The sequence below is a fragment of the Sphingobium sp. Z007 genome, from assembly GCF_900013425.1.
Lineage (GTDB): Bacteria > Pseudomonadota > Alphaproteobacteria > Sphingomonadales > Sphingomonadaceae > Sphingobium.
Window position 1 is genome coordinate 1,438,622 of record NZ_FBXK01000005.1, and the last position, 22,122, is coordinate 1,460,743.

Annotated in this window: 17 protein-coding genes and 3 tRNA genes; 10 read left to right on the top strand and 10 right to left on the bottom strand. The window is 64.8% G+C overall.

Annotated elements, in window-relative coordinates; genetic code table 11:
* Positions 1 to 108 precede the first annotated feature (108 nt).
* From CEQ44_RS14905 to CEQ44_RS14915, 3 genes are all read right to left on the bottom strand, one after another.
* Positions 109 to 184: transfer RNA gene (locus CEQ44_RS14905), tRNA-Ala, on the bottom strand.
* A 175-nt stretch (positions 185 to 359) separates the two neighbouring features.
* A tRNA-Ala gene (locus CEQ44_RS14910) sits at positions 360 to 435 on the bottom strand.
* Between the two features lie 86 nt (positions 436 to 521).
* Positions 522 to 854: a TIGR02300 family protein gene (locus CEQ44_RS14915; protein WP_088183890.1), complete on the bottom strand. Its 333-nt coding sequence runs from the start codon at positions 852 to 854 to the stop codon at positions 522 to 524.
* A gap of 178 nt (positions 855 to 1,032) precedes the next feature.
* Between CEQ44_RS14915 and aroA the strand changes: the two genes are divergently transcribed.
* The 7 genes from aroA (at position 1,033) to CEQ44_RS14950 (ending at position 7,621) form a co-directional block, all read left to right on the top strand.
* Positions 1,033 to 2,343 carry a 3-phosphoshikimate 1-carboxyvinyltransferase gene (gene aroA, locus CEQ44_RS14920; RefSeq protein ID WP_176400312.1) on the top strand — a complete coding sequence of 437 codons (1,311 nt, stop codon included), beginning with the start codon at positions 1,033 to 1,035 and terminating at the stop codon, positions 2,341 to 2,343.
* Positions 2,340 to 2,603, top strand: a complete 264-nt coding sequence (locus CEQ44_RS14925) for a hypothetical protein (RefSeq protein WP_088183888.1) — start codon at positions 2,340 to 2,342, stop codon at positions 2,601 to 2,603. The genes aroA and CEQ44_RS14925 overlap by 4 nt, the downstream gene beginning before the upstream one ends.
* Positions 2,600 to 3,235: a (d)CMP kinase gene (gene cmk, locus CEQ44_RS14930; RefSeq protein WP_088183887.1), complete on the top strand. Its 636-nt coding sequence runs from the start codon at positions 2,600 to 2,602 to the stop codon at positions 3,233 to 3,235. Before CEQ44_RS14925 ends, cmk begins: the two co-directional genes overlap by 4 nt.
* A gap of 170 nt (positions 3,236 to 3,405) precedes the next feature.
* Positions 3,406 to 5,118 carry a 30S ribosomal protein S1 gene (gene rpsA, locus CEQ44_RS14935; protein WP_088183886.1) on the top strand — a complete coding sequence of 571 codons (1,713 nt, stop codon included), beginning with the start codon at positions 3,406 to 3,408 and terminating at the stop codon, positions 5,116 to 5,118.
* Between the two features lie 181 nt (positions 5,119 to 5,299).
* A complete protein-coding gene (locus tag CEQ44_RS14940) occupies positions 5,300 to 5,590 on the top strand; it encodes an integration host factor subunit beta (RefSeq protein ID WP_088183885.1) in 291 nt (96 codons plus the stop codon).
* Positions 5,591 to 5,682: 92 nt separating this feature from the next.
* Positions 5,683 to 5,768, top strand: a tRNA-Leu gene (locus CEQ44_RS14945).
* A gap of 68 nt (positions 5,769 to 5,836) precedes the next feature.
* Positions 5,837 to 7,621, top strand: a complete 1,785-nt coding sequence (locus CEQ44_RS14950; protein WP_088183884.1) for a cation:proton antiporter — start codon at positions 5,837 to 5,839, stop codon at positions 7,619 to 7,621.
* A gap of 102 nt (positions 7,622 to 7,723) precedes the next feature.
* Here CEQ44_RS14950 and CEQ44_RS14955 read toward each other — a convergent pair whose 3' ends face one another.
* The 6 genes from CEQ44_RS14955 to CEQ44_RS14985 form a co-directional block, all read right to left on the bottom strand.
* The gene (locus CEQ44_RS14955) at positions 7,724 to 8,668 is read right to left on the bottom strand and encodes a glutaminase (protein WP_088183883.1); all 945 of its coding nucleotides are present in this window, start codon (positions 8,666 to 8,668) and stop codon (positions 7,724 to 7,726) included.
* A 63-nt stretch (positions 8,669 to 8,731) separates the two neighbouring features.
* Positions 8,732 to 9,583 carry a hypothetical protein gene (locus CEQ44_RS14960; protein ID WP_140419321.1) on the bottom strand — a complete coding sequence of 284 codons (852 nt, stop codon included), beginning with the start codon at positions 9,581 to 9,583 and terminating at the stop codon, positions 8,732 to 8,734.
* A 184-nt stretch (positions 9,584 to 9,767) separates the two neighbouring features.
* Positions 9,768 to 12,422, bottom strand: a complete 2,655-nt coding sequence (gene alaS / locus CEQ44_RS14965; protein ID WP_088183881.1) for an alanine--tRNA ligase — start codon at positions 12,420 to 12,422, stop codon at positions 9,768 to 9,770.
* A 504-nt stretch (positions 12,423 to 12,926) separates the two neighbouring features.
* Positions 12,927 to 14,186 carry a Xaa-Pro peptidase family protein gene (locus tag CEQ44_RS14975; RefSeq protein ID WP_088190825.1) on the bottom strand — a complete coding sequence of 420 codons (1,260 nt, stop codon included), beginning with the start codon at positions 14,184 to 14,186 and terminating at the stop codon, positions 12,927 to 12,929.
* Positions 14,173 to 14,799, bottom strand: coding sequence for a glutathione S-transferase family protein (locus CEQ44_RS14980; protein ID WP_088190823.1), 627 nt, complete (start codon positions 14,797 to 14,799; stop codon positions 14,173 to 14,175). Before CEQ44_RS14980 ends, CEQ44_RS14975 begins: the two co-directional genes overlap by 14 nt.
* 165 nt (positions 14,800 to 14,964) lie before the next feature.
* Positions 14,965 to 17,076: a malate synthase G gene (locus CEQ44_RS14985; protein ID WP_088185285.1), complete on the bottom strand. Its 2,112-nt coding sequence runs from the start codon at positions 17,074 to 17,076 to the stop codon at positions 14,965 to 14,967.
* Positions 17,077 to 17,208: 132 nt separating this feature from the next.
* Between CEQ44_RS14985 and CEQ44_RS14990 the strand changes: the two genes are divergently transcribed.
* Genes CEQ44_RS14990 through CEQ44_RS15000 form a run of 3 tightly spaced genes read left to right on the top strand, consistent with a single transcriptional unit; the run spans position 17,209 to position 21,147 of the window.
* Positions 17,209 to 18,114, top strand: coding sequence for a LysR family transcriptional regulator (locus CEQ44_RS14990; protein WP_088185286.1), 906 nt, complete (start codon positions 17,209 to 17,211; stop codon positions 18,112 to 18,114).
* A gap of 27 nt (positions 18,115 to 18,141) precedes the next feature.
* Positions 18,142 to 20,409, top strand: coding sequence for an NADP-dependent malic enzyme (locus tag CEQ44_RS14995; protein ID WP_088185287.1), 2,268 nt, complete (start codon positions 18,142 to 18,144; stop codon positions 20,407 to 20,409).
* A gap of 51 nt (positions 20,410 to 20,460) precedes the next feature.
* A complete protein-coding gene (locus CEQ44_RS15000; protein WP_088185298.1) occupies positions 20,461 to 21,147 on the top strand; it encodes a L,D-transpeptidase family protein in 687 nt (228 codons plus the stop codon).
* A 10-nt stretch (positions 21,148 to 21,157) separates the two neighbouring features.
* On the opposite strand, the gene CEQ44_RS15005 is transcribed toward CEQ44_RS15000, so the two are convergent.
* Positions 21,158 to 22,048: a DMT family transporter gene (locus CEQ44_RS15005; RefSeq protein WP_254913689.1), complete on the bottom strand. Its 891-nt coding sequence runs from the start codon at positions 22,046 to 22,048 to the stop codon at positions 21,158 to 21,160.
* Positions 22,049 to 22,122: the final 74 nt, after the last annotated feature.

The following is a 22,122-nucleotide window of genomic DNA, read 5'->3' on the forward strand; positions in this document are numbered from 1 at the left end:
AGCAATGCATGAGCAACGTCGGGATATAGGGAGGACCTGGGGGCCTTCGCCTGCGCTCAGGAATTTTTCGGGAAAATGTCCCCCGGACATTCTCTATTTCCGAAAAATTGGTGGAGCCTAGCGGGATCGAACCGCTGACCTCCTGCATGCCATGCAGGCGCTCTCCCAGCTGAGCTAAGGCCCCATCATGCGCGGCCGGGCCGTCTGCATAGGGTCAGGCCATGTCCGGCAATGCCGTCGGCCATCTATATGTCCTGGCACGGCGGAAGCGCGCCCCCCCAAATGATCGGGCGCCCCTCGCTTGCGCTCAGGAATTTTTCGGGAAAATGTCCCCGGGACATTTTCTACTTCCGAAAAATTGGTGGAGCCTAGCGGGATCGAACCGCTGACCTCCTGCATGCCATGCAGGCGCTCTCCCAGCTGAGCTAAGGCCCCGTACCAGTGAAGCGCCGTTGGGTCCGGCACCTCGGAGGTCGCTGCCATTAGGTGGCAGCAACCCCCTTGGCAAGAACAAATTTCAGTTAATTGTCGTCGCTGTCGTCGTCGCTGGCAGCTTCGACGCCCAGGTCGTCGTCACCACCCAGATCGACGTCATTATCTGGCGAATCGCCGTCATCATCGACATCGATGTCCAGATCGTCGTCGGCCGTTTCCAGCTCGCCATCTGCGGTCTCGATCACCTTCTTGGGCGCGGCTTCCTCATAAGGAAGCGGCTGCTTCGACTTCAGCACGGGTTCGGGTTCCCAGGCGCTGCCGCAATTGATGCAGGTTACCGGATCATCCTTGCCCAGGTCGTAGAAGCGCGTGGCGCATTTCGGGCAGGTCCGCTTCGTGCCCCATTCAGCCTTCACCATGTCCGGCCTGTTCCTTCTTAGATGCTCAAATAGAATGTAACGCGGCACAACAGACGTTGCCCGCAAAGCGAGGCGCGCCTTGCCATAGCGCAAGCGCGCTGTCAAAAGCCGGGCGCATTTTTTCGGTTCCAAAGATGATGGATACCCCGTGACCCCTATAGACGACAAGCCCACTCCGATGACCTTCACCGCCGCGCCGCCGCTGGCGGGCAGCGTCACCGTGCCGGGCGACAAGAGCATTTCCCACCGGTCGCTGATGCTGTCGGCGCTGGCCATCGGTCATAGCCGGGTCGAAGGGCTGCTGGAGGGCGAGGATGTGCTGGCTACGGCCGCTGCGATGCGGGCGATGGGCGCGACGATCGAGCGTGATGCCGATGGCGTCTGGCACATCCATGGCGTGGGCGTGGGCGGGTTGTTGCAGCCTGAGACGGCGCTCGACATGGGCAATAGCGGCACGTCGACGCGGCTGCTGATGGGGCTGCTGGCCAGTCATGACCTGACCGCGACGTTCGTGGGCGACGCATCGCTCAGCAAGCGCCCGATGGCGCGCGTGACGCAGCCGCTGGCGCGCATGGGAGCGAGTTTCACGAGCAGTCCGGGCGATCGCCTGCCGCTGACGATGAGGGGTGCCTGCCCCGCCGTGCCGCTCGACTATCGGCTGCCCGTAGCCTCGGCGCAGGTGAAGTCGGCGATCCTGCTGGCGGGCCTCAACACGCCGGGCATCACCCGCGTCGTCGAACCCGTCCCCACCCGTGACCATAGCGAGCGGATGCTCAAGGGTTTCGGCGCCGACCTGACTGTCGAGATAGAGGCGGACGGGACGCGGGTCATCACGCTGGTGGGCGAGGCGGAATTGAGGCCGCAGCAGATCGTCGTGCCCGGCGACCCCTCCTCCGCCGCTTTCCCGATGGTCGCGGCCCTGCTGGTGCCGGGATCGCAGGTCACCATCGCCAATGTCGGCCTGAACGCGACCCGCGCGGGCCTGATCGACCTGCTGCGCGAGATGGGCGGATCGATCGAGGTCATCAACGTGCGCGAGGTCGGCGGCGAGCCGGTGGGCGACCTGATCGTCACTGCGTCGGCGCTCAAGGGGGTGGAGCCGGACCCGGCGCGCGCGCCCAGCATGATCGACGAATATCCGGTCGCCTTCATCGCGGCGGCGTTGGCGCAGGGCCGCAGCGTATTTCGGGGACTGGACGAGCTGCGCGTCAAGGAATCGGACCGGATCGCCACCATGGCGGGCGGGCTGCGGGAGATCGGCGTATCCGTCGAGGAACTGGAGGACGGCATCGTCATCGAGGGCAGCGGCGGCGCCCCGCTGGCTGGTGGCGGGCCGATCGCGACCAAGCTGGACCATCGCATCGCGATGAGCTTCGCTGTGGCAGGCCTGGTGTCGAAGGATGGCGTCACCATCGACGATATGCGCCCGGTCGCGACCAGCTTTCCGACCTTCGTGCCGCTGTTGCAACAATTGGGAGGACTCGCATGACATTCGACGCCTTTGACTGGGATTGGGCAAATGTCGTAGGCTTGATCGGCAGCGCGCTGATGGTCGTTGCCTATGCCTATAGCAATATGGCGCGCACCCTGAATTTCGTCATCTTCAACCTCATGAACCTGGCCGGCGCGCTGTTGCTCATCTGGTCGCTGACGGTGCATTTCAATCTGGCGTCGATGGCGCTGGAAGTGGTTTGGGCCGCAATCGCCCTGCTGGGGCTGGGCAATGCGCTCAAAGGGAAAAAGCCATGATTATTGCCGTTGATGGCCCCGCCGCATCGGGCAAGGGGACGATCGCCAAGGCGCTGGGCCGCCATTATGGCCTTCCGGTGCTGGACACCGGCCTACTGTATCGCGCGGTCGGCCTGTCCGTGCTCAAGGCGGGCGGTGACCCGGACGTAGAAGCCGACGCGCTGGCCGCGGCCGGCTTCGAGGATGCCATCTTGGTCGACCCCGCGCTGCGGAGCGAAGCGGTCGGCTCGCTTGCCTCCCGCGTGTCGGTGCATCAGAGCGTGCGCGACGCGCTGATCCAGCGGCAGCGCGATTTCGCGACCCAGCCGGGCGGCGCGATCCTGGACGGGCGCGACATCGGCACGGTGATCGCGCCGGACGCAGACGCCAAGATTTTCGTGACGGCCAGCGTCCATGTCCGCGCGGAGCGCCGCTACAAGGACGCGCTCGGCCATGGCGGCAATCCCGACATGGACACACTTGTCGCGGACATCCAGGCGCGCGACACGCGCGATATGAGCCGCGACCATGCCCCGCTCAAGCAGGCCGACGGCGCGGACTTGCTAGATACGAGCAATTTGACTATAGACGCGGCCGTCCAGCGGGCTGTTGCGCTTGTGGACGCCCAGCTTGAAGGTCGCTCCAGAAGTTGACCCGTCAAGGCGCGCGGTTGTTCCGGGCGCCCTTTTGGCTTTTCAAGACCGCGCGTTCCCTTGTCCTCTAACGCGCGGGATATGTGCAGGATATTCGGTCCTGGGCATGCTTTGGCCAAAGACCATCGGACACAACCGGTTGGCCAGCAATGATGAGTGAAGGACTAACCATGGCCTCTACGGCATTTCCCACGCGCGACGATTTCGCCGCGCTTCTCAATGATTCTCTCGGTGGTGAGGACGGCGGCTTTGAAGGCCGCGTCGTCAAGGGCACCGTTACCGCCATCGAAAACGACCTGGCCGTCATCGACGTCGGTTTGAAGTCCGAAGGCCGCGTGCCGCTGCGCGAATTCGCAGCGCCGGGCCAGAAGGCTGACCTGAAGGTCGGCGACGAAGTCGAAGTCTATGTCGACCGCGTCGAAAACGCCCATGGCGAAGCCATGCTGTCGCGTGATCGCGCCCGCCGCGAAGCCGCCTGGGACAAGCTGGAAGCCGAGTTCACCGAGAGCGCCCGCGTCGAAGGCGTCATCTTCGGTCGCGTCAAGGGCGGCTTCACCGTCGACCTGGACGGCGCCGTGGCGTTCCTGCCCGGCAGCCAAGTCGATATCCGCCCCGTGCGCGATGTTACTCCGCTGATGGACATCCCGCAGCCCTTCCAGATCCTGAAGATGGATCGCCGCCGCGGCAACATCGTCGTGTCGCGTCGCGCCATCTTGGAAGAAACCCGCGCCGAACAGCGCAGCGGCCTTATCCAGACGCTGGCCGAAGGTCAGATCATCGAAGGCGTCGTCAAGAACATCACCGACTATGGTGCGTTCGTTGACCTGGGCGGCATCGATGGCCTGCTGCACGTCACCGACCTGTCGTACAAGCGCATCAATCACCCCAATGAGATGATCAACATCGGCGACACCGTTCGCGTGCAGATCATCCGCATCAACCGCGACACGCAGCGCATCTCGCTCGGCATGAAGCAGCTGGAAAGCGATCCGTGGGAAGGCGCGAGCGCCAAGTACCCCATCGGCGCCAAGCTGTCGGGCCGCGTCACCAACATCACCGAATATGGTGCGTTCGTGGAACTGGAAGCGGGCATCGAAGGCCTGGTCCATGTGTCGGAAATGTCCTGGACCAAGAAGAACGTCCACCCCGGCAAGATCGTATCGACCAGCCAGGAAGTCGAAGTCCTGGTTCTGGAAGTCGATCCCGAAAAGCGCCGCATTTCGCTTGGCCTCAAGCAGGCCCAGTCGAACCCGTGGGACAGCTTTGCCGAGCGTCACCCGATCGGTTCGACCGTCGAAGGCGAAGTCAAGAATGCCACCGAGTTCGGCCTGTTCATCGGCCTGGACGGCGACGTCGACGGCATGGTCCACATGTCCGACATCGCGTGGGGCATTTCGGGCGAAGACGCGCTGGCGCTGCATCGCAAGGGTGAGGCCGTGCAGGCGGTCGTTCTCGACATCGACGTCGAGAAGGAGCGCATCAGCCTGGGCATGAAGCAGCTTGAGCGTGGCGGCCCGGCCGCTGGCGGCACCGCCGCTGCATCGGCTGGCCTCAACAAGAACGCGATCGTCACCGTGACCGTCCTTGAAGTCCGCGACGGCGGCCTGGAAGTCCAGGCTGGCGAAGACGGCGCGGCCGGCTTCATCAAGCGCAGCGACCTGGGTCGCGACCGCGACGAGCAGCGTTCGGAGCGCTTCCAGATCGGCCAGAAGTTCGACGCGATGGTGACCGGTTTCGACCGCGCCAAGAAGCCGACCTTCTCGGTCAAGGCGATGCAGATCGCCGAAGAGAAGCAGGCCGTCGCGCAGTATGGTTCGTCCGACAGCGGCGCGTCGCTGGGCGATATCCTCGGCGAAGCGCTCAAGGCGAAGACCGAAGGCTGAGCCTTCCTCGCTTTTGAAACATGAAAAAGGCCCGTCGGACCCCTGTCCGGCGGGCCTTTTTCATGGCAGTGACGCCATCATGATTTTGGAAACGTAACGATCTTGATGTTGCCCGATTGTCAACGCCTTGCGGAACCTCTATGCAGGGCATGGGGCACAGCAGAGGGGCGCTGGAGTACCAATGATCCGTTCGGAATTGATCCAGAAGCTGGCCGAGGAGAATCCGGGGCTCAGCCTGCCGGAAGTGGAAAAGATCGTCGATCTCTTCTTCAGGGAGATTGTCGATCGGCTATCCACCGGTGGCCGCGTGGAACTGCGCGGCTTCGGCGCCTTCACCACCCGCGCGCGCGATGCGCGCACCGGGCGCAACCCGCGCACCGGGGAACAGGTGCCGGTGTCGGCCAAACGCGTGCCCTATTTCAAGCCGGGCAAGGAAATGCGCGAACGGTTGAACGGCAAGGACAACGCCTGAGCCGATCCATCATATCGATCTAATGTGTCGATCCATGGCTTGACCTGCCGCGCGCCAGCCGTCAGGGGAGGCGTTGCCCCGTGGCATGACGGGCGGACGTGGCGAAATCGGTAGACGCAGCGGACTTAAAATCCGCCTTCCCCTGGAAATGCGGGTTCAAGTCCCGCCGTCCGCACCATCCTCGACAATCTGCTTTTTTCCACCAAAAGACTGGATATTACGGCACGCAGCCGCAATGATGCCGGCATGGCCGGCGCGATCAATCCCAACAGTTTTAGCGACTCTCTTGTTATCCTGGGGGCGGCGGGACTGGTCATCCCCGGTTTCGCGCGGCTGCGCATCAGCCCTGTCATCGGGTTCATCCTGGTCGGCCTGGCGGTCGGTCCGGCGGGGCTGGGATCGCTGGTCAGCCAATATCCCTGGCTCTATCATGTCACCATATCCAATGGCGAGGCGATCGAGCCGTTCGCCGAGCTAGGCGTCATATTGCTGCTGTTCTCTATCGGGCTGGAACTGAGTTTCCGCCGATTATGGACGATGCGCGCGCAGGTGTTCGGCGTGGGTGCGACCGAGTTGATCGGCGGCGCGCTGCTGATCGCGACGGGCCTCTATCTGCTGGGACAGCCCACCGCTGGCGCGATCGGCCTGGGTTTGGCGCTGGCGCTGTCCTCCACGGCGGTCGTGCTGCCGATGGTCGGCACGCAAAGCGCGGTCGGGCGTGCCGCCTTCTCCATGCTGCTGTTCGAGGATCTGGCCCTGGTGCCGATCATCTTCATGCTGGGCGCGCTGGCCCCGTCCGTCGCCGCCAGTCCCGACGGGGCGTGGGGCGAAATGGCCACGACGCTGCTGAAGGGCGGCATCACCATCGCCGTCATGCTGGTGCTGGGCCGGCTCGTCCTGCCGCATATTTTCAGCCAGGCAGCGCGCACGAAAAGTCCCGAAGTATTCCTGGCGGCCAGCCTGCTGGTGGTGATCGTCTCCAGCCTCGCCACATCGATCGCGGGCCTGTCGCCGATCGTGGGCGCGCTGCTGGCGGGCATATTGATCGCCGAAACCGACTATCATAGCGAAGTCGAGGTGATGACCGCCCCGTTCAAGGGGCTGGCGCTGGGCGTGTTCCTGATTACCGTGGGCATGAGCCTGGACATCCGCGTCATCCTGGCCAACTGGCCCAGCCTGCTGCTTGCCGTCATGGGCGTGGTGTTGGCCAAGACGCTGGTGACATCGACGCTGCTCTACCTGTCGGGCGTGCGCAAGGGCGTGGCGCTGGAGGTCGGGGTGCTGATGTCCAGCCCGTCGGAAACCACGCTGATCGTGCTGTCGACGGCCGCTGCGGCGCAACTGATCCTGCCATCGACAGCCGCCTTCTGGCAGATCGTGACGGCCATTGGCCTGACCATCACGCCGCTGCTAGCGCGGATCGGCCATGACGTCGCGCGGCGGCTGGAAATGGCGATCGGCGAGGAGCGGATCGAGGCGACCGAGGAGCATATCGAGGCGGCGGCTGTGGTCATCGGCTTCGGCCGCGTCGGCCGCATGGTGTGCGACCTGCTCAAGAGCCACAAGCAGCGGTTCGTCGTGGTCGAATCGGACCCCGATGTCGTCGCGGAGGCAAGGCGGCTGGGCTATCCGATCCTGTTCGGCGACGTGGCGCGGGTGGAAATGCTCGACCGGCTCCGGCTGGGCCATGCCCGCGCGCTCATCCTGACGATGGACGATCCGGTGCTGTCGGTGCGCGTCACCAAGCGCGTGCGCGGCTGGGTGCCCGACCTGCCGATCATCGCCCGCGCGCGCGACACCGATCATGCCGCGCAGCTCTACAAGGCTGGGGCGAGCGACGCGGTGCCCGAAACGCTGGAAAGCTCGCTGCAACTGGCCGAGACGGCGCTGGTCGACCTGGGCGTCGCGATGGGGCCGGTGATCGCGTCGATCCACCAGATGCGCGAGGATCTGCGCGTTGGGATCAAGGAAGCAGCGCAGATGGAAACCGCGCCCAAGTTGCGGCGATTGCGGCCCGATGAGGTGGGATGAGGTGAGACCCGATCATGATCCGTTCGCTTCGAGCGAAGTCGAGAAGCCATGCGCAGGTTTCTCGACTTCGCTCGAAACGAACGGATATAGATTAACACCGCACTAATCCCCCTCCTGCGGTGGACTGAATACCGACCAGCCGGTGTGGCGCGCCAGGCGTTCCAACGCCTGGGTGCCAAGGCAGCTATTGCCGCTGTCGTTGAGGCCCGGCGACCAGACCGCGATCGATGCGCGGCCCGGCACGATGGCGAGGATGCCGCCGCCCACGCCCGACTTGCCGGGGATGCCGACGCGGAAGGCGAAGTCGCCCGACGCGTCATAATGGCCGCAGGTCAGCATCAGCGCGTTGATGCGCCGCGCGCGGCTGGGCGACACCACCCTGCCCCCGTCCGGGTGCCGGCCGTCGAGCATCAGATATCGGCCCGCGAGCGCTAGCTGGCGACAGCTCATCTCGATCGCGCATTGGTGGACATAGGTGCCCAGCACCAGATCGACCTGATGGCGGACATTGCCGAAGGCGCGCATATAATTGGCGAGCGCCATGTTACGGAATCCGGTCGCGGTTTCCGACGCGGCGACATCCTCATTGATGGCAATGCTGTCGTCGCCGCTCAGATAGCGCACGAAACGCAGCATCTCACCGATGGCGACGCGCGGCTGGTGCCCGCCCAGATTGACGTCGGCCACGACGATCGCGCCGGCATTGATGAAGGGATTTCGCGGGATGCCAGCCTCCCGTTCCAACTGAACGATGGAATTGAAGGCATTGCCCGACGGCTCCCGCCCGACACGATCCCAAAGCTGGTCGCCCACCTTGCCGAGCGCGAGGGTGAGGGCGAACACTTTCGACACGGACTGGATCGAAAAACCGGTGTCCGCGTCGCCGCCGGTGAACAGATCGCCGTCCGCGGTGGCGATGGCTATGGCGAATTGGGCGGGATCGACCTTGGCCAGTTCGGGAATATAATCGGCGACCTTGCCGCGTTCGGCCGCCTCGCCCATCTGGGCGACGATATCGGCAATGATGGTCGAAAGCGCCAGCTTCATGCGTATCCCCAGTCCAGCCGCAGCGCCTGCGGACGTTGCGCGCCGGTCAGCCCTTGGCGATCGTCATTCGATCCAGATATCATCATTGCTGACATAGAGAATATTCTTGCCGCAAAAATTGATCGGTCGCGTGGTGCGCCCTCCGCCAGCGAAGGTGACGCGAACGATGTGCGTACAGGTGGTGCCGGTGGAAAAATTCATCTTGCGGAACAGATTGGCGGCGAGCGGACCGCTGGTGCGGAACCAGTTGGCGCTGGGCGTGCCCGATGCGCCCATCATGGCGAATTCGACGATCGATTCGCTGCTGGCGTTGAACAGGCGGAAGGCGAGGTCAGCCTTAACCGCAGCGCTGCGCGCCGCGTCCCGACTCCCTGCACGCGCGGCGGCGGCGCGCGCGGCGTCGCGGGCATCGCCGCCGGCAGGAGCGGCGCTGCCGGCCATCCGCGACGGCGCAGCGCGAGGTGCGCGGGCCATGGACTGGCCGGTATAGGGCGTGCAACTGCCGGAGAAATTCGCCAGCGATCCGGTGATGCGCAGCGTCCCGGTTTCGCGGTTGAGCGACATGACCGGGCTGAACAACCACCCGAAATAGACTTTGCCCGCGATCGTCGACGGCGTCACTTCCAGCTTCTTGATTTCGTGCCAGCCGCGCTGGTCATCGTCACCCAGCATCGCGTCGGGGATCAGCGCTTCGCCGCTGTTGCCCGCGACTTTGATCCGAATGGCGTCGTCAAATGGCACGCGACGGCTGTTGGACTGATTCTTCATCGTGCCGTCCGACTGTCGCACCTGGACTTGGGTGGTGACGAAGCGATCGCCCCGCCCGCGACAGAACAGATCGACGGTCGATGCAGACGGTGCGGCTTGCAGCCCGATCGCGGCGACGACCGATGCACTCAAGATTATGGCTACCACAGTAATTCCCCCCCAGACACAAACCCAGGCAGGGTTCATGCAAGGTCAGGACAATGGCAGAAAAAAGCGGACCGGCAAACAACGCAACGAGATGAGGCCATGATATTCGGCGGCCTCACCCGTTATTTGATATGCGATGCCATTTGAAGCGACGAGCGAGGATAAAGTCGTCACCCGTCCCGAATCAGGCCGGCACTTTGGCGAGCGCTACCTTGACCGCGTCGATCGCCGCCGCCGCCTTGTCGCCATCCGGGCCGCCGCCCTGTGCCATATCGGGACGGCCGCCACCGCCTTTACCGCCGAGCGCTTCGACACCCACGCGGACCAGATCGACGGCACTGATGCTGGCGCTCAGATCGTCGGTCACGCCGACCGCAATGGTGGCGCGGCCATCGACCACGGCGACGATCGCGGAAACGCCGCTGCCCAGCGTCTTCTTATTGCCATCTACGATGCCGCGCAGTTCCTTGGGGTCCAGGCCGTCGATGACCTGGCCGAGGAAACTGACAGCGCCGACCTGTTCGGGGCCGGCAGCTTGGGCGGAACCGCCGCCGCCCAACGCTAGCGCTTTCTTCGCTTCGGCCAGTTCTCGCTCCAGCTTGCGGCTCTGTTCGACCAGCGCGGCGATGCGGGCGGGCACCTCATCCGGCGAGGTCTTCAGCGCATTAGCGGTCTGGCGCAACTTGTCGTCGCGATCGACCAGCCAAAGGCGGGCAGCTTCGCCGGTCAGCGCCTCGATCCGGCGGATGCCGCTGGAGACGGCGCTTTCCGATATGATCTTGAACAAGGCGATGTCGCCGGTCGCGCGGACATGGGTGCCGCCGCACAGTTCGACTGAATAATGATGCTCGTCGCCCTTCCCCATGGAGAGGACACGGACTTCATCGCCATATTTTTCGCCGAACAGCGCCATTGCGCCCGCGCCGATCGCGTCGTCTGGCGTCATGAGGCGGGTCGTGACCTCGTCATTATGACGGATCTGGGCGTTCACATCCGCCTCGACCTTGGCGATCTGCGCATGGGTCAGGGCTTCGGGATGGGAGAAATCGAAGCGAAGGCGCTCGGCCGCAACCATGCTGCCCTTTTGCGTGACATGACCGCCCAGCTCCTTGCGCAGCGCAGCGTGGAGCAGATGGGTGGCGCTGTGATTGGCGCGGATACGGTCGCGGCGTTCGACGTCGACCGTCAGCTGGACGGTGTCGCCGACCTTGACGCTGCCTGCGCTGATCGTCGCCTGATGCGCGTGAAGGCGGCCCAGCGGCTTGGACGTGTCCGCTACGTCGGCGACGAGGCCGCCCAGCGAAGTGATCTTGCCTGCGTCGCCATTCTGGCCGCCGCTTTCGCCGTAGAAAGGCGTCTGGTTGGTGATGATCGCGACCGTATCGCCGACTGTGGCGCTATCGACGCGCACGCCGTCCTTGACGATGGCCTGCACTTCGCCTTCGCCCTGCGTGCCGCTGTAGCCGGTGAATTCGGACGTGCCGAAGGTTTCAGCAATGTCGTACCAGATTTCGTCCGACGCCTTTTCGCCCGACCCCTTCCAGGCGGCGCGGGCGGCGGCTTTCTGCTCCGCCATGGCGGCGTCGAAACCGGCGCGGTCGACCAACAGACCCTGGGTGCGCAGCGCGTCCTCGGTCAGGTCATAGGGGAAGCCGAACGTGTCGTAGAGTTTGAACGCGGTTTCGCCGGGCAGGGTCGCGCCTTCGCCAAGATCGGCGGTGGCTTCGTCCAGCAGGCGCAGGCCGTTTTCCAGTGTCTTGCGGAACCGGGTTTCCTCGCGCAGCAGCGTTTCCTCGATCAGCGGCTGGGCGCGGACCAGTTCGGGGAAGGCGCCGCCCATTTCCGAGACGAGCGACGAAACCAGACGATACATTAGCGGGTCTTTCGCGCCGATGATGTGCGCATGGCGCATGGCGCGGCGCATGATGCGGCGCAGGACATAGCCGCGGCCTTCGTTGGCGGGCAGCACGCCATCCGCGATCAGGAAGCTGGTCGAGCGGAGGTGATCGGCGATGACGCGGTGGCTGGCCTGATGCTCGCCGTCGGTCGCGGTGCGAGTGATCGCGCCGGATTCCGCGATCAGCGCCTTGAACGTGTCGGTGTCATAATTGTTATGCACGCCCTGCATAACGGCGGCGATCCGCTCCAGACCCATGCCGGTGTCGATCGACGGCTTGGGCAGTTCCGACACGATCTCGTTGGCTTCCTGCTCATATTGCATGAAGACGAGGTTCCAGATTTCGACGAAGCGGTCGCCGTCCTCCTCCGGGCTGCCGGGCGGGCCGCCCCAGATATGGTCGCCATGATCGTAGAAGATTTCCGAACAGGGACCGCAGGGACCGCTATCGCCCATCGCCCAGAAATTATCCTTGGTCGGGATGCGGATGATGCGATGATCGGGCAGGCCGGCGATCTTCTTCCACAGGTCGAACGCCTCGTCATCCGTGTGATAGACGGTGGCGGTCAGCTTGTCGGCGGGCAGGCCCCATTCCTTGGTCAGCAGGGTCCAGGCATGGGTGATCGCCTGCTCCTTGAAATAGTCGCCGAAGCTGAAATTGCCCAGCATTTCAAAGAAGGTATGGTGGCGCGCGGTATAGCCGACATTGTCGAGATCGTTATGCTTGCCGCCCGCGCGGACCGACTTCTGGCTCGACGTCGCGGTCTTGTAGGCGCGCGTTTCAAGCCCTGTGAAAACATTCTTGAACGGCACCATGCCCGCATTGACGAACATCAGCGTCGGGTCGTTATGCGGCACCAGAGGCGCGGACGGGACGATGGTGTGGCCGTTGGCCCCGAAATAGTCGAGGAAGGAGCGGCGAATGTCGTTGGTCGAGGTCATGGGGGCGATTTAGTGGGAAGCGGCCCGCCGCACAAGCGGGGGATTTGGTCGTGGGCGATTGGGAATGGGGATCAATTTGGTGTGATGCCTCAAACAGCCATCGAGGCTGCATTTACTCATCCGCGTCACCTGTGCGTATTCGTCTGACTTGGCGCTTGGCTCCCAGATAAACCCTCCAGCCCCAAATCGCGAAAAGCGAGAAGGTCAAGAAAGCAATGACCACTACCTCAGCGGTAGAAGGAGGATTGCCTTGGCCGTGAAAAATTAGGCCAGCGATCGCTGCGAGTCCGAGAGGGATGATCGGCACCAGGCTGGATAGCCCGTTCATGCGAGGCCAAGCATCGCCGAGGTCCGTGTCGATCCAGTCTATATAACGCCGCCAAAGACTCATTGTGCAGATTAGTCCCGCCATCCGTTCGCCCTGAGCTTGTCGAAGGGCCGCAGTTCTTGAACTAGAAAAGAGGCTTCGACAGGCTCAGCCCGAACGGAAAAGAGTTAATTCCTTTACCCCATTGGCTCTTCAATCGAGACCGGGGGCTTCGAGAACCACGCCGGTCCCTGCGCGGTCATATGGAAGCAGTCTTCCATCCGCACGCCCATGACGCCGGGCAGATACAGCCCCGGCTCATTCGAAAAGCACATGCCGACGTCCAGTTTCGTGGTTTCGCCATGGACCAAGTTGACCGGCTCATGCCCTTCCATGCCGATGCCGTGGCCGGTGCGGTGGGACAAGCCGGGGAGCGCGTAGCCGGGACCGTAGCCCTGTGCCTCATACCAGCCGCGCACCGCGTCATCGACCGATCCGGCCGGCACGCCGAGCTTCGCCGCCGCGAAAGCGATCGTCTGGCCGTGGGATACATCGTTCCAGACCTTGCGCTGCTGCGCGGTGGGGGTGGCGCCATGGACCCAAGTACGGCTGATGTCGGACTGATAATCCTCGACCGTGCAGCCGCAGTCCATCAGCACGACCTCCCCCGTGCGCACCGCCTGCGGCTTGCCCGAACCGTGGGGATAGGCGGCCGCTTCGCCGAGCAGGACGAGGTTGAATTCCACCTGCCCGCCCAGTTGCTTCGTCGCGGCGCTCATCAGCGCGCCGATGTCGGCGGGGGCCATGCCGGCCTTTACTTGCGGGTAGGTCCAGCGATAAGCGGCCATGGTGATGTCGGCGGCGGTCTGCATCAGGGCGATTTCGGCGGCGGTCTTGCGCATGCGGATGGCGCGGGTGACGGGGTCTTTTACCAATGTCGCGGCGGGCAGCGCAGCTTTCAGGCCATCGACGGCGAAATAGCGCACCGTTTCCTCGATGCCGATGCGGCCCTTCGCCAGACCCTTGGCGGTCAGGAAGTCGGCGATCGGGGCATAGGGGCTTTCATGTTCCTGCCAGACGCGCACCTCTGCCGGGATGGCGAGCGATTCGTCGATCGAGGGTTTTTCGAAAAAGGGGCAGACGACCAGCGGCGGGCCGCTAGCCGGGATGACCAGCGCGGTCAGCCGTTCGCTGCGGTGCCAGCGGACGCCGCTGTAATAGATCAGGCTGGCGCCCGGCTCGATCAGCAGCGCATCGATCCCCTGCGCCTGCATCGCCTTTTGCGCGCGGGCCAGGCGATCGGCGCGTTCGGCCTTGCCGATAGGGGTGACGGTGATGGTGAGGGATTTTAGCGCTTCGGCGGCCTTTTCCTGCGCGAAGAGGCGCGGACTTATGGCGGCGGTGGCGAAGGTCGCGGCAGCGTAGCGCAGCAGGGTGCGGCGGTCAGGCGTAGGCATATTTACCGCCGCTCTTGAGGGCGGCCTGATAGGCGGGGCGCGCGTGCATTTCGGTCAGCCAGCGAATGATATTGGGGCGCGATTCGTTCAGGCCGCCACGCGCGCGGGAGGCCTCCAGCGGGAAACTCATCATCATGTCGGCGGCGGTGAAAGCATCGCCCGCGAAATAGGGGCGGCTCGCCAGTTCCGTTTCCAGCCAGTCGAGATGGTCGTCCAGCATCCTCTGCACCGTCGGGCGCGCGGGGCGGCCGAGCAGGCCGAGCTTGCCGATGATGAGCAGCGCCAGCAGCGGCGGCATCATGGAGCCTTCGGCATAGTGTAGATATTGGCGATAGCGGATCGCGCCTTCCGCATCGGCGGGCGGGCCGAAACGCCCACCGGCGCGGGTGACCAGATAGTCCATGATCGCGCCGGTTTCGATCAGGCGGTGGCCGTCCACTTCCACCACAGGGGAGCGACCCAGGGGATGCATGGCGCGCAGTTCGGATGGCGCGCGCATGGTCTTGCGGTCGCGTTCGTAGCGGCGGACTTCATAAGGTTCGCCCAGCTCTTCCAGCAGCCAGAGGATGCGCTGCGAACGGCTGTTGTTCAGATGATGGACGAGGATTGTCATGATGGCTCCCATGCTGCCCGCCGGGGAGGGCGTAACGCAGCATGGGTGGATTGCCAAGGCAGCCATATACCCAAAAGCCCATAGCCGTTCGTTTCGAGCGTAGTCGAGAAACGAGAAGTGCGTCCTAGACACTTCTCGACTTCGCTCGACGCGAACGGAGGTGGTTTATGCGTCCTCCAGCGCTTCCGCCTTCTGTTCCGCGCGGAAAGCGTGGAGCAGCGGTTCGGTATAGCCGTTGGGCTGATCGACGCCTTCGAACACCAAGGCGCGAGCAGCTTGATAGGCCAGGCTCTCCGCTTCCCGGCCGGCCATCGGCTGATAGAGGGGATCGCCCGCATTCTGGGCATCGACCTTGGCAGCCATGCGTTGGAGAGCGGCGTCGACCTGCTCCGCCGTGCAGATGCCGTGGAGCAGCCAGTTGGCCATATGCTGCGAGGAAATGCGCAGCGTCGCGCGATCCTCCATCAGGCCAATGTCATGGATGTCGGGCACCTTGGAACAGCCTATTCCCTGGTCGATCCAGCGGACGACATAGCCAAGGATGCCCTGCGCATTATTGTCCAGTTCCTGCGCGATTTCCGCTTCCGAGAAATTGCGGCCGATCGCGACCGGGATGGTCAGCAACTTGTCGAGCGGCGCGATACCTTCAGCCTTGCGCGCCTCCTGTCGCGCGAAAACGTCGATGCGGTGATAATGGGTCGCGTGCAAGGTCGCGGCTGTGGGGGATGGCACCCAAGCGGTGTTGGCGCCACTGCTGGGATGACCGCCCTTCTGCGCCAGCATGTCGGCCATCCGATCGGGCGCGGCCCACATGCCCTTGCCGATCTGCGCCCGGCCCGACAGGCCACAGGCCAGGCCGATCTGGACGTTGCGATCCTCATAGGCGGCGATCCAGTTGCTGGTCTTCATCTCGCCCTTGGGGATCATCGGACCAGCCTGCATCGAGGTATGCATCTCGTCGCCGGTGCGGTCGAGGAAGCCGGTGTTGATGAAGACGATGCGGTCGCGGACGGCATGGATGCAGGCGGCGAGGTTCGCCGACGTGCGGCGCTCCTCGTCCATGACGCCGACCTTGATCGTATGGCGGGCGAGGCCCAGCATATCCTCGATCGCGTCGAACAGGCGGTTGGTGAAGGCGGCTTCGTCCGGCCCGTGCATCTTGGGCTTGACGATATAGACGCTGCCCGCGCGGCTGTTGCCGCCTTCGCGCTTCAGATCGTGAATCGCGATCAGGCTGGTGACGATGCCGTCGAGTATGCCTTCGGGCGCCTCGTCGCCTTGCGCCAGGCGGATGGCCGGGTTGGTCATCAGATGGCCGACATTGCGGACGAACAGCAGGCTGCGGCCCGGCAAGGTGAAGCTGCCGCCGTCGGGCGCGGTATAGGCGCGGTCAGGATTGAGGGCGCGGGTCATCATCGCGCCGCCCTTTTCGAATGTTTCGGTCAGGTCGCCGCGCATGAGGCCGAGCCAGTTGGCATAGGCCGCGACCTTGTCCTGCGCATCAACGGCGGCGACGGAGTCTTCCAGGTCACAGATCGCGGTCAACGCGGATTCAAGGATGACGTCGGCTATGCCCGCCGGGTCGGTCGCGCCGATCGGATGCGTCTTGTCGAAAACGACTTCGATATGCAGGCCATTGTGGCGGAACAGACGGCCCTTCTCACTGAGGCCGATATATTGGGTCGGATCGCGCAGGACGATGGCGTCGCTGGACAGGTCGGCCCAGCGTTCGTCCGCCAGCGGGATCGCGTCGTCCAGAAACGCCTTGGCCCAAGCGATGACCTGCGCGCCGCGGGTTTCGTCATAGCCTTTGCCGGAGGCCGCGCCGGGAATGGCGTCGGTGCCATAAAGCGCGTCATACAGGCTGCCCCAGCGCGCATTGGCGGCGTTGAGCAGGAAGCGGGCGTTGAGGATTGGGACGACCAGCTGCGGTCCGGCCATACGCGCGACTTCGTCATCGACATTTTCGCTGCCGATGGCGAAAGGCGCGGGCTCGGGAACCAGATAACCGATCTCGCGCAGGAACGCCTGATAGACGGCGGCGTCATGCGGCTGACCGCGGCGCTGTTCGTGCCAGCTGTCGATCTGCGCCTGGAGTGTGTCACGCTTGCGCAGGAGGGCGGCGTTTTCGGGGGCGAAACGGGCGAAGATGGCGGCGGCGCCCGCCCAGAAGACGTCGGGTGCGATGCCGGTGCCGGGCAGCGCACGGGTGTCGATGAAATCGGCCAGTTCTTGCGCGACCTGCAGGCCGGCCTTGTCGATCATACGGTCGGTCATATGCCATTCCCTCAACCTGTTCCGTCATCCCCGCCTCCGCGGGAATGACAATGCATGAATGACATTATTCGATTCCTATTATGGCGTATATACGCTATTATACGAAGACAGTCATTCCTTTGGTGAACGAATATGATGGACCCCGACCATGCACTGTTCGTTGCGATCGTGGACGAAGGCGGGCTGGCGGCGGCCGGGCGGCGGCTGCATATTTCACCCGCGATGATGTCCAAGCGGCTGGCGAGGCTGGAGGAACGGCTTGGCGCGAAGCTGGTGCATCGCACCACGCGGCGGCTGGCGCTGACGCCGGCGGGCGAGCGGCTCCATGCCGACCTCCGCAGCATATTGGCGGCGCTGGACGATGCGGAGCGGCGCGTGACGGGCGCGTCGGCGGTGGCAAGCGGGCCGTTGCGCATCACCGCGCCGACATCCTTCGGGCGGATGCATCTGGCACCCTATCTTCAGCGCTTCATCGACGCGCATCCCAGGGTGGAACTGAGCGTCGATCTGTCGGACGATTTCACCGACCTGATGGAAAGCCGCGCGGATTTGGCGATCCGCATCACCGCCGATCCGGGACAGGGCCTGACCGCGCGCCAACTGGCGACCAACCGCCGCATCCTGTGCGCCGCGCCCGCCTATCTGGATCGGTTCGGCGCGCCGGAGACCATCGCGGACCTTAAAAACCATCGCCTGCTTGCTGCGGACGGACAAATGCCCTGGCGGCTGGTGGGGCCGAAGGGGCCAGTGGTGGTCGAGGGGGACAGCCATGTCCGCACCAACAGCAGCGAACTGGTGCGCGAAGTGGCGCTGGCGGGCGGCGGCATCGCGCTGCGATCGCTTTGGGATATCAGCGCGGCGCTGGGTCGCGCGGATGTTCGGCAGATCCTGCCGGATTATGAGGGATCGGCGGATGTCGGCCTGTTTGCTGTGCAGTTGCCGCAGCATAATCCACCCGCCGCGATCACCGCCTTCATCGATTTTCTTGTTACACTTTATGTCCCGACACCGCCCTGGGACCGCATTGGGTTGCTCTAGCGGAACACAGCCTTTAAGGCCGCCCGCATGGACGATAACACCCGCCGCGCCGCCCTCGACTATCACCGCTATCCCCAGCCCGGTAAGCTCCGCATAGAGCCGACCAAACGCATGGTGAACCAGCGCGATCTGGCGCTGGCCTATTCGCCCGGCGTCGCCGCGCCCTGTATCGAGATCGCCGCCGATCCCGACAAGGCGATGGAATACACCGCGCGCGGCAATCTGGTCGCGGTCATCTCCAACGGCACCGCCGTATTGGGCTTGGGCGCGATCGGCGCGCTGGCGTCCAAGCCGGTGATGGAGGGCAAGGCGGTCCTGTTCAAGAAATTCGCGGATATCGACGTGTTCGACATCGAACTGGACACGACCGACCCGGACGCCTTTGTCGAGGCGGTCGCATTGATGGAGCCGACCTTCGGCGGCATCAACCTGGAAGACATCAAGGCGCCCGAATGCTTCGCGATCGAGGCGCGGCTAAAGGCGCGGATGAACATTCCGGTCTTTCATGACGACCAGCATGGCACCGCCATCGTCGTCGCCGCCGCCGTGCGCAACGCGCTGGTGTTGCAGGGCAAGACGCTGGCCGACGCGAAGCTGGTGACGTCGGGCGCGGGCGCGGCGGCGCTCGCCTGCGTCGACCTGCTGGTGTCGATGGGCCTGCCGGTCGAAAATGTCACCATGACCGACAAGGACGGCGTGATCCATTCGGGGCGCGAAGGCATGTTGCCCAATATGGCGCGCTATGCCCGCACGACCAATGCGCGCACCCTGCCCGACGTGCTGCCGGGGGCTAACCTGTTCCTCGGCCTCTCCGCGCCCGGCGTGCTGAAGCCCGAATGGCTGCCGCTGATGGCGCCCAATCCGCTGATCTTCGCGCTGGCCAACCCGGAGCCGGAAATCCGCCCGGAGGCCGCGCGCGAAGTGCGCCCGGACGCGATCATCGCCACCGGCCGGTCGGACTATCCCAACCAGGTCAACAATGTCCTGTGCTTCCCTTATATCTTCCGCGGCGCGCTGGATTGCGGCGCGACGCAGATCAACGAAGCGATGAAGGTCGCCGCCGCCGACGCCATCGCCGCGCTCGCCCGGATGCCCGCGCATGACAGCGTGGCACAGGCCTATGGCGGGCGCAGGCTGGTGTTCGGCGCCGACTATATCATCCCCACCCCCTTCGACCCGCGCCTGATCGGCGAGATTGCCGTCGCGGTCGCACGGGCGGCGATGGAGAGCGGCGTCGCGAAGAAGACGCTGGACCTGGACGAGTATAAGCGCAGCCTGTCGCGCCAGAGCGCGCGGTCGGGCCAGTTGATGCTGCCGGTGTTCGAAGCCGCGCGCGGCACCGGATGCCGCATCGTCTATGGCGAGGGTGAGGACGACCGCGTGCTGCGCGCCATCCGCGACGCGCTGGACGAAGGCATCGTCCGCCCGACGATCGTCGCGCGCCGCCGCATCCTGGCGCAAAAGCTGCCCGAACTGGGGCTGAGCTTCGACCTGGAGCGCGATGTCGAGGTAATCGACCCGGAAACCGACCATCTGGTGATGGGCGAACTGGTCGAGGCCTATCGCACGGTCGCGTCCCGCCGCGGCGTGCCGGCGGACGAAATATTGCGCCATGTTTATCGCCGCCCGACCATTACCGCCGCGATGCTGTTGCAGACCGGACGGGTGGACGCGGCGCTGGTCGGCGGGCGGTCCGAATATTGGGGCCAGGTCGAACATGTGCTGCGCATCATCGACCGCACGCCCGGCCACAGTCGCGTCTATGCGCTGTCCGGCCTGATTCTGGACGCGGGCGCGCTGTTCATCACCGATACCCATATGGTGCCCGACCCAACGCCGGAACAGATCGCCGAAATGACGCTGCTGGCGGCGACCGAACTCCAGCATTTCGGGCTGACGCCCCGCGTCGCGCTCCTGTCCCATTCCAATTTCGGCGCATCGCATACCGACAGCGCGCGCAAGATGCGCAAAGCGTTCAAGATCGTGCGCGACGCCGCGCCCGACCTGGCGGTGGACGGCGAAATGCATGCCGACGCGGCGCTCAGCCAGGCGTTGCGCGAACGGCTGGTCCCCGATTCACGGTTCGAAGGGCCGGCCAACCTGCTGGTCATGCCGAACCTGGACGCGGCGAACATCACGCTGACCGCGCTGTCGGCGTCGTCCAGTTCGCCCACGGTCGGGCCGATGCTGATGGGCCTGACCAAGCCGATCCATGTGCTGACGCCCGGCGTCACGTCACGCGGCATCCTGAACCTGACCGCGATCGCGGCCGCGGAAGTGGCGCGGGAAGGCTAGGATTAACCTTTTGCCGCTATCCTGGCCCGGCACGAAGGCATGAGGACGACGATGGCGGGTTTCCTGAAATCATTGGCGAAAAGCGCCGGACCTAAGCTGGCGATCGGGCTGGGCCTGGGCGGCGCGGCGCTGCTGGCGACCCACTGGATCGACCGGCCAGCCGGCGACGACGCCAAGCCGACGACGACTGCCCAGGCCCAGCCAACCGTCCCCGATCCCGCCAAGCCGGTAGAGCGACGCAGCGACCAGGGCATGGCGGTCGATCCGGGCGCATTGCGGGTCAAGCGCGTGCTCAAGATCGACGGCCCGTTCCGCCACGGCGATTATGCCTGGGATGAAAATGGCGCACCCGCCACCGGCCCGGTCATCATCACGGTCGATCTGCGCGCGCAGACTTTGTCCGTGTTCCGCGCAGGCTATGAGATCGGCGCGGCGGTGATCCTCTATGGCGCGACCGACAAGCCCAGCCCCAAGGGCGCCTTCCCGATCATGGCGAAACATGCCGACTATTTTTCGCGCACTTACGACAATGCGCCGATGCCCTTCGCCCAGCGCCTGACCAATGACGGCGTATTCATCCATGGCAGCGACGTGCAATGGGGCCGCGGCACCCATGGCTGCATCGGCGTGCCCAAGGCGTTCGCGCAAAAACTGTTCGGCGTCACCAAGCTGGGCGACATGGTGATTATTACCGACGGCAAGATGCTGGACGTCAGCCAGGCGCAGGTGAGCGGGTAAACGCTGCCGCTTATTGCGGCGCGTCTTCGATAGCGGGCTTGTGGCCGGCCGTCAGGGCGCTGCCGGCCGACGCCGCCATGATGCAGAGGATCGCGATCCATTGGAGCGGGGTCAGCCGCTCGTCCAAAATGACGAACCCCGCCAGCGCACCGACGGCGGGCGACGCGCTGACCAGCAGGCCGAAGACATGGGCGGGCAGGCGCCGCATCGCCTCCATCTCCAGCGAATAGGGCAAGGCGCTCGACAGGATGGCGATGGCCAGCCCGACCAGCAGGATGCCCGGCGAGAGCAGCGCCACGCCCGCATGGGCGACGCCGAATGGCAGGACAAGGATCGCCGCGGCCAGCATCCCCCAGGCGACGGCATCGCCGCCCACCACGCCCGACACCCGCTTGCCCGCCACGATATAAAGCGCCCAGCACAGGCCCGCCGCGCAGGCGAAGGCGACGCCGACCGGATCGAGCGGCGCGTCGCTGCGGAGCGGCAGCAACAGTAGCAGCCCCGCCACCGCCGCCGCGAGCCAGCAGAAATCACGCGGACGGCGCGACCCGAACAGCACGACCGCCAGCGGCCCCGCCACCTCGATCGCGATCGCGACGCCCAGCGGAATACGCTCGAACGCGAGATAGATGCACAGGTTCATCAGGCCCAGCGTCGCGCCATAGGCGGCCAGCCACCAGCCTGCGCCCGCCGGCACGCGCCTGCGCCACGGCCTGCGCAACATCCACAACAAGCCCGCCGCCAGGCTGATGCGCAGCGCCGATACGCCAGCCGCGCCAAGCAGCGGGAATACCGTCTTGGCGACGGCGGCGCCGAAATTGACCGAGATAAGCGATGCCAGCACCGCGCCCGTGCCGATCAGCGCAGCCCTGCCGCTTCCTTGTTCACCACCCATGTCCATGCGTCCGGCCTATAGCCGATCCGCCATCCAGCGCGAGCGCCTTCGCAGTGCGATTGCAGGCTGCGACGACGCAG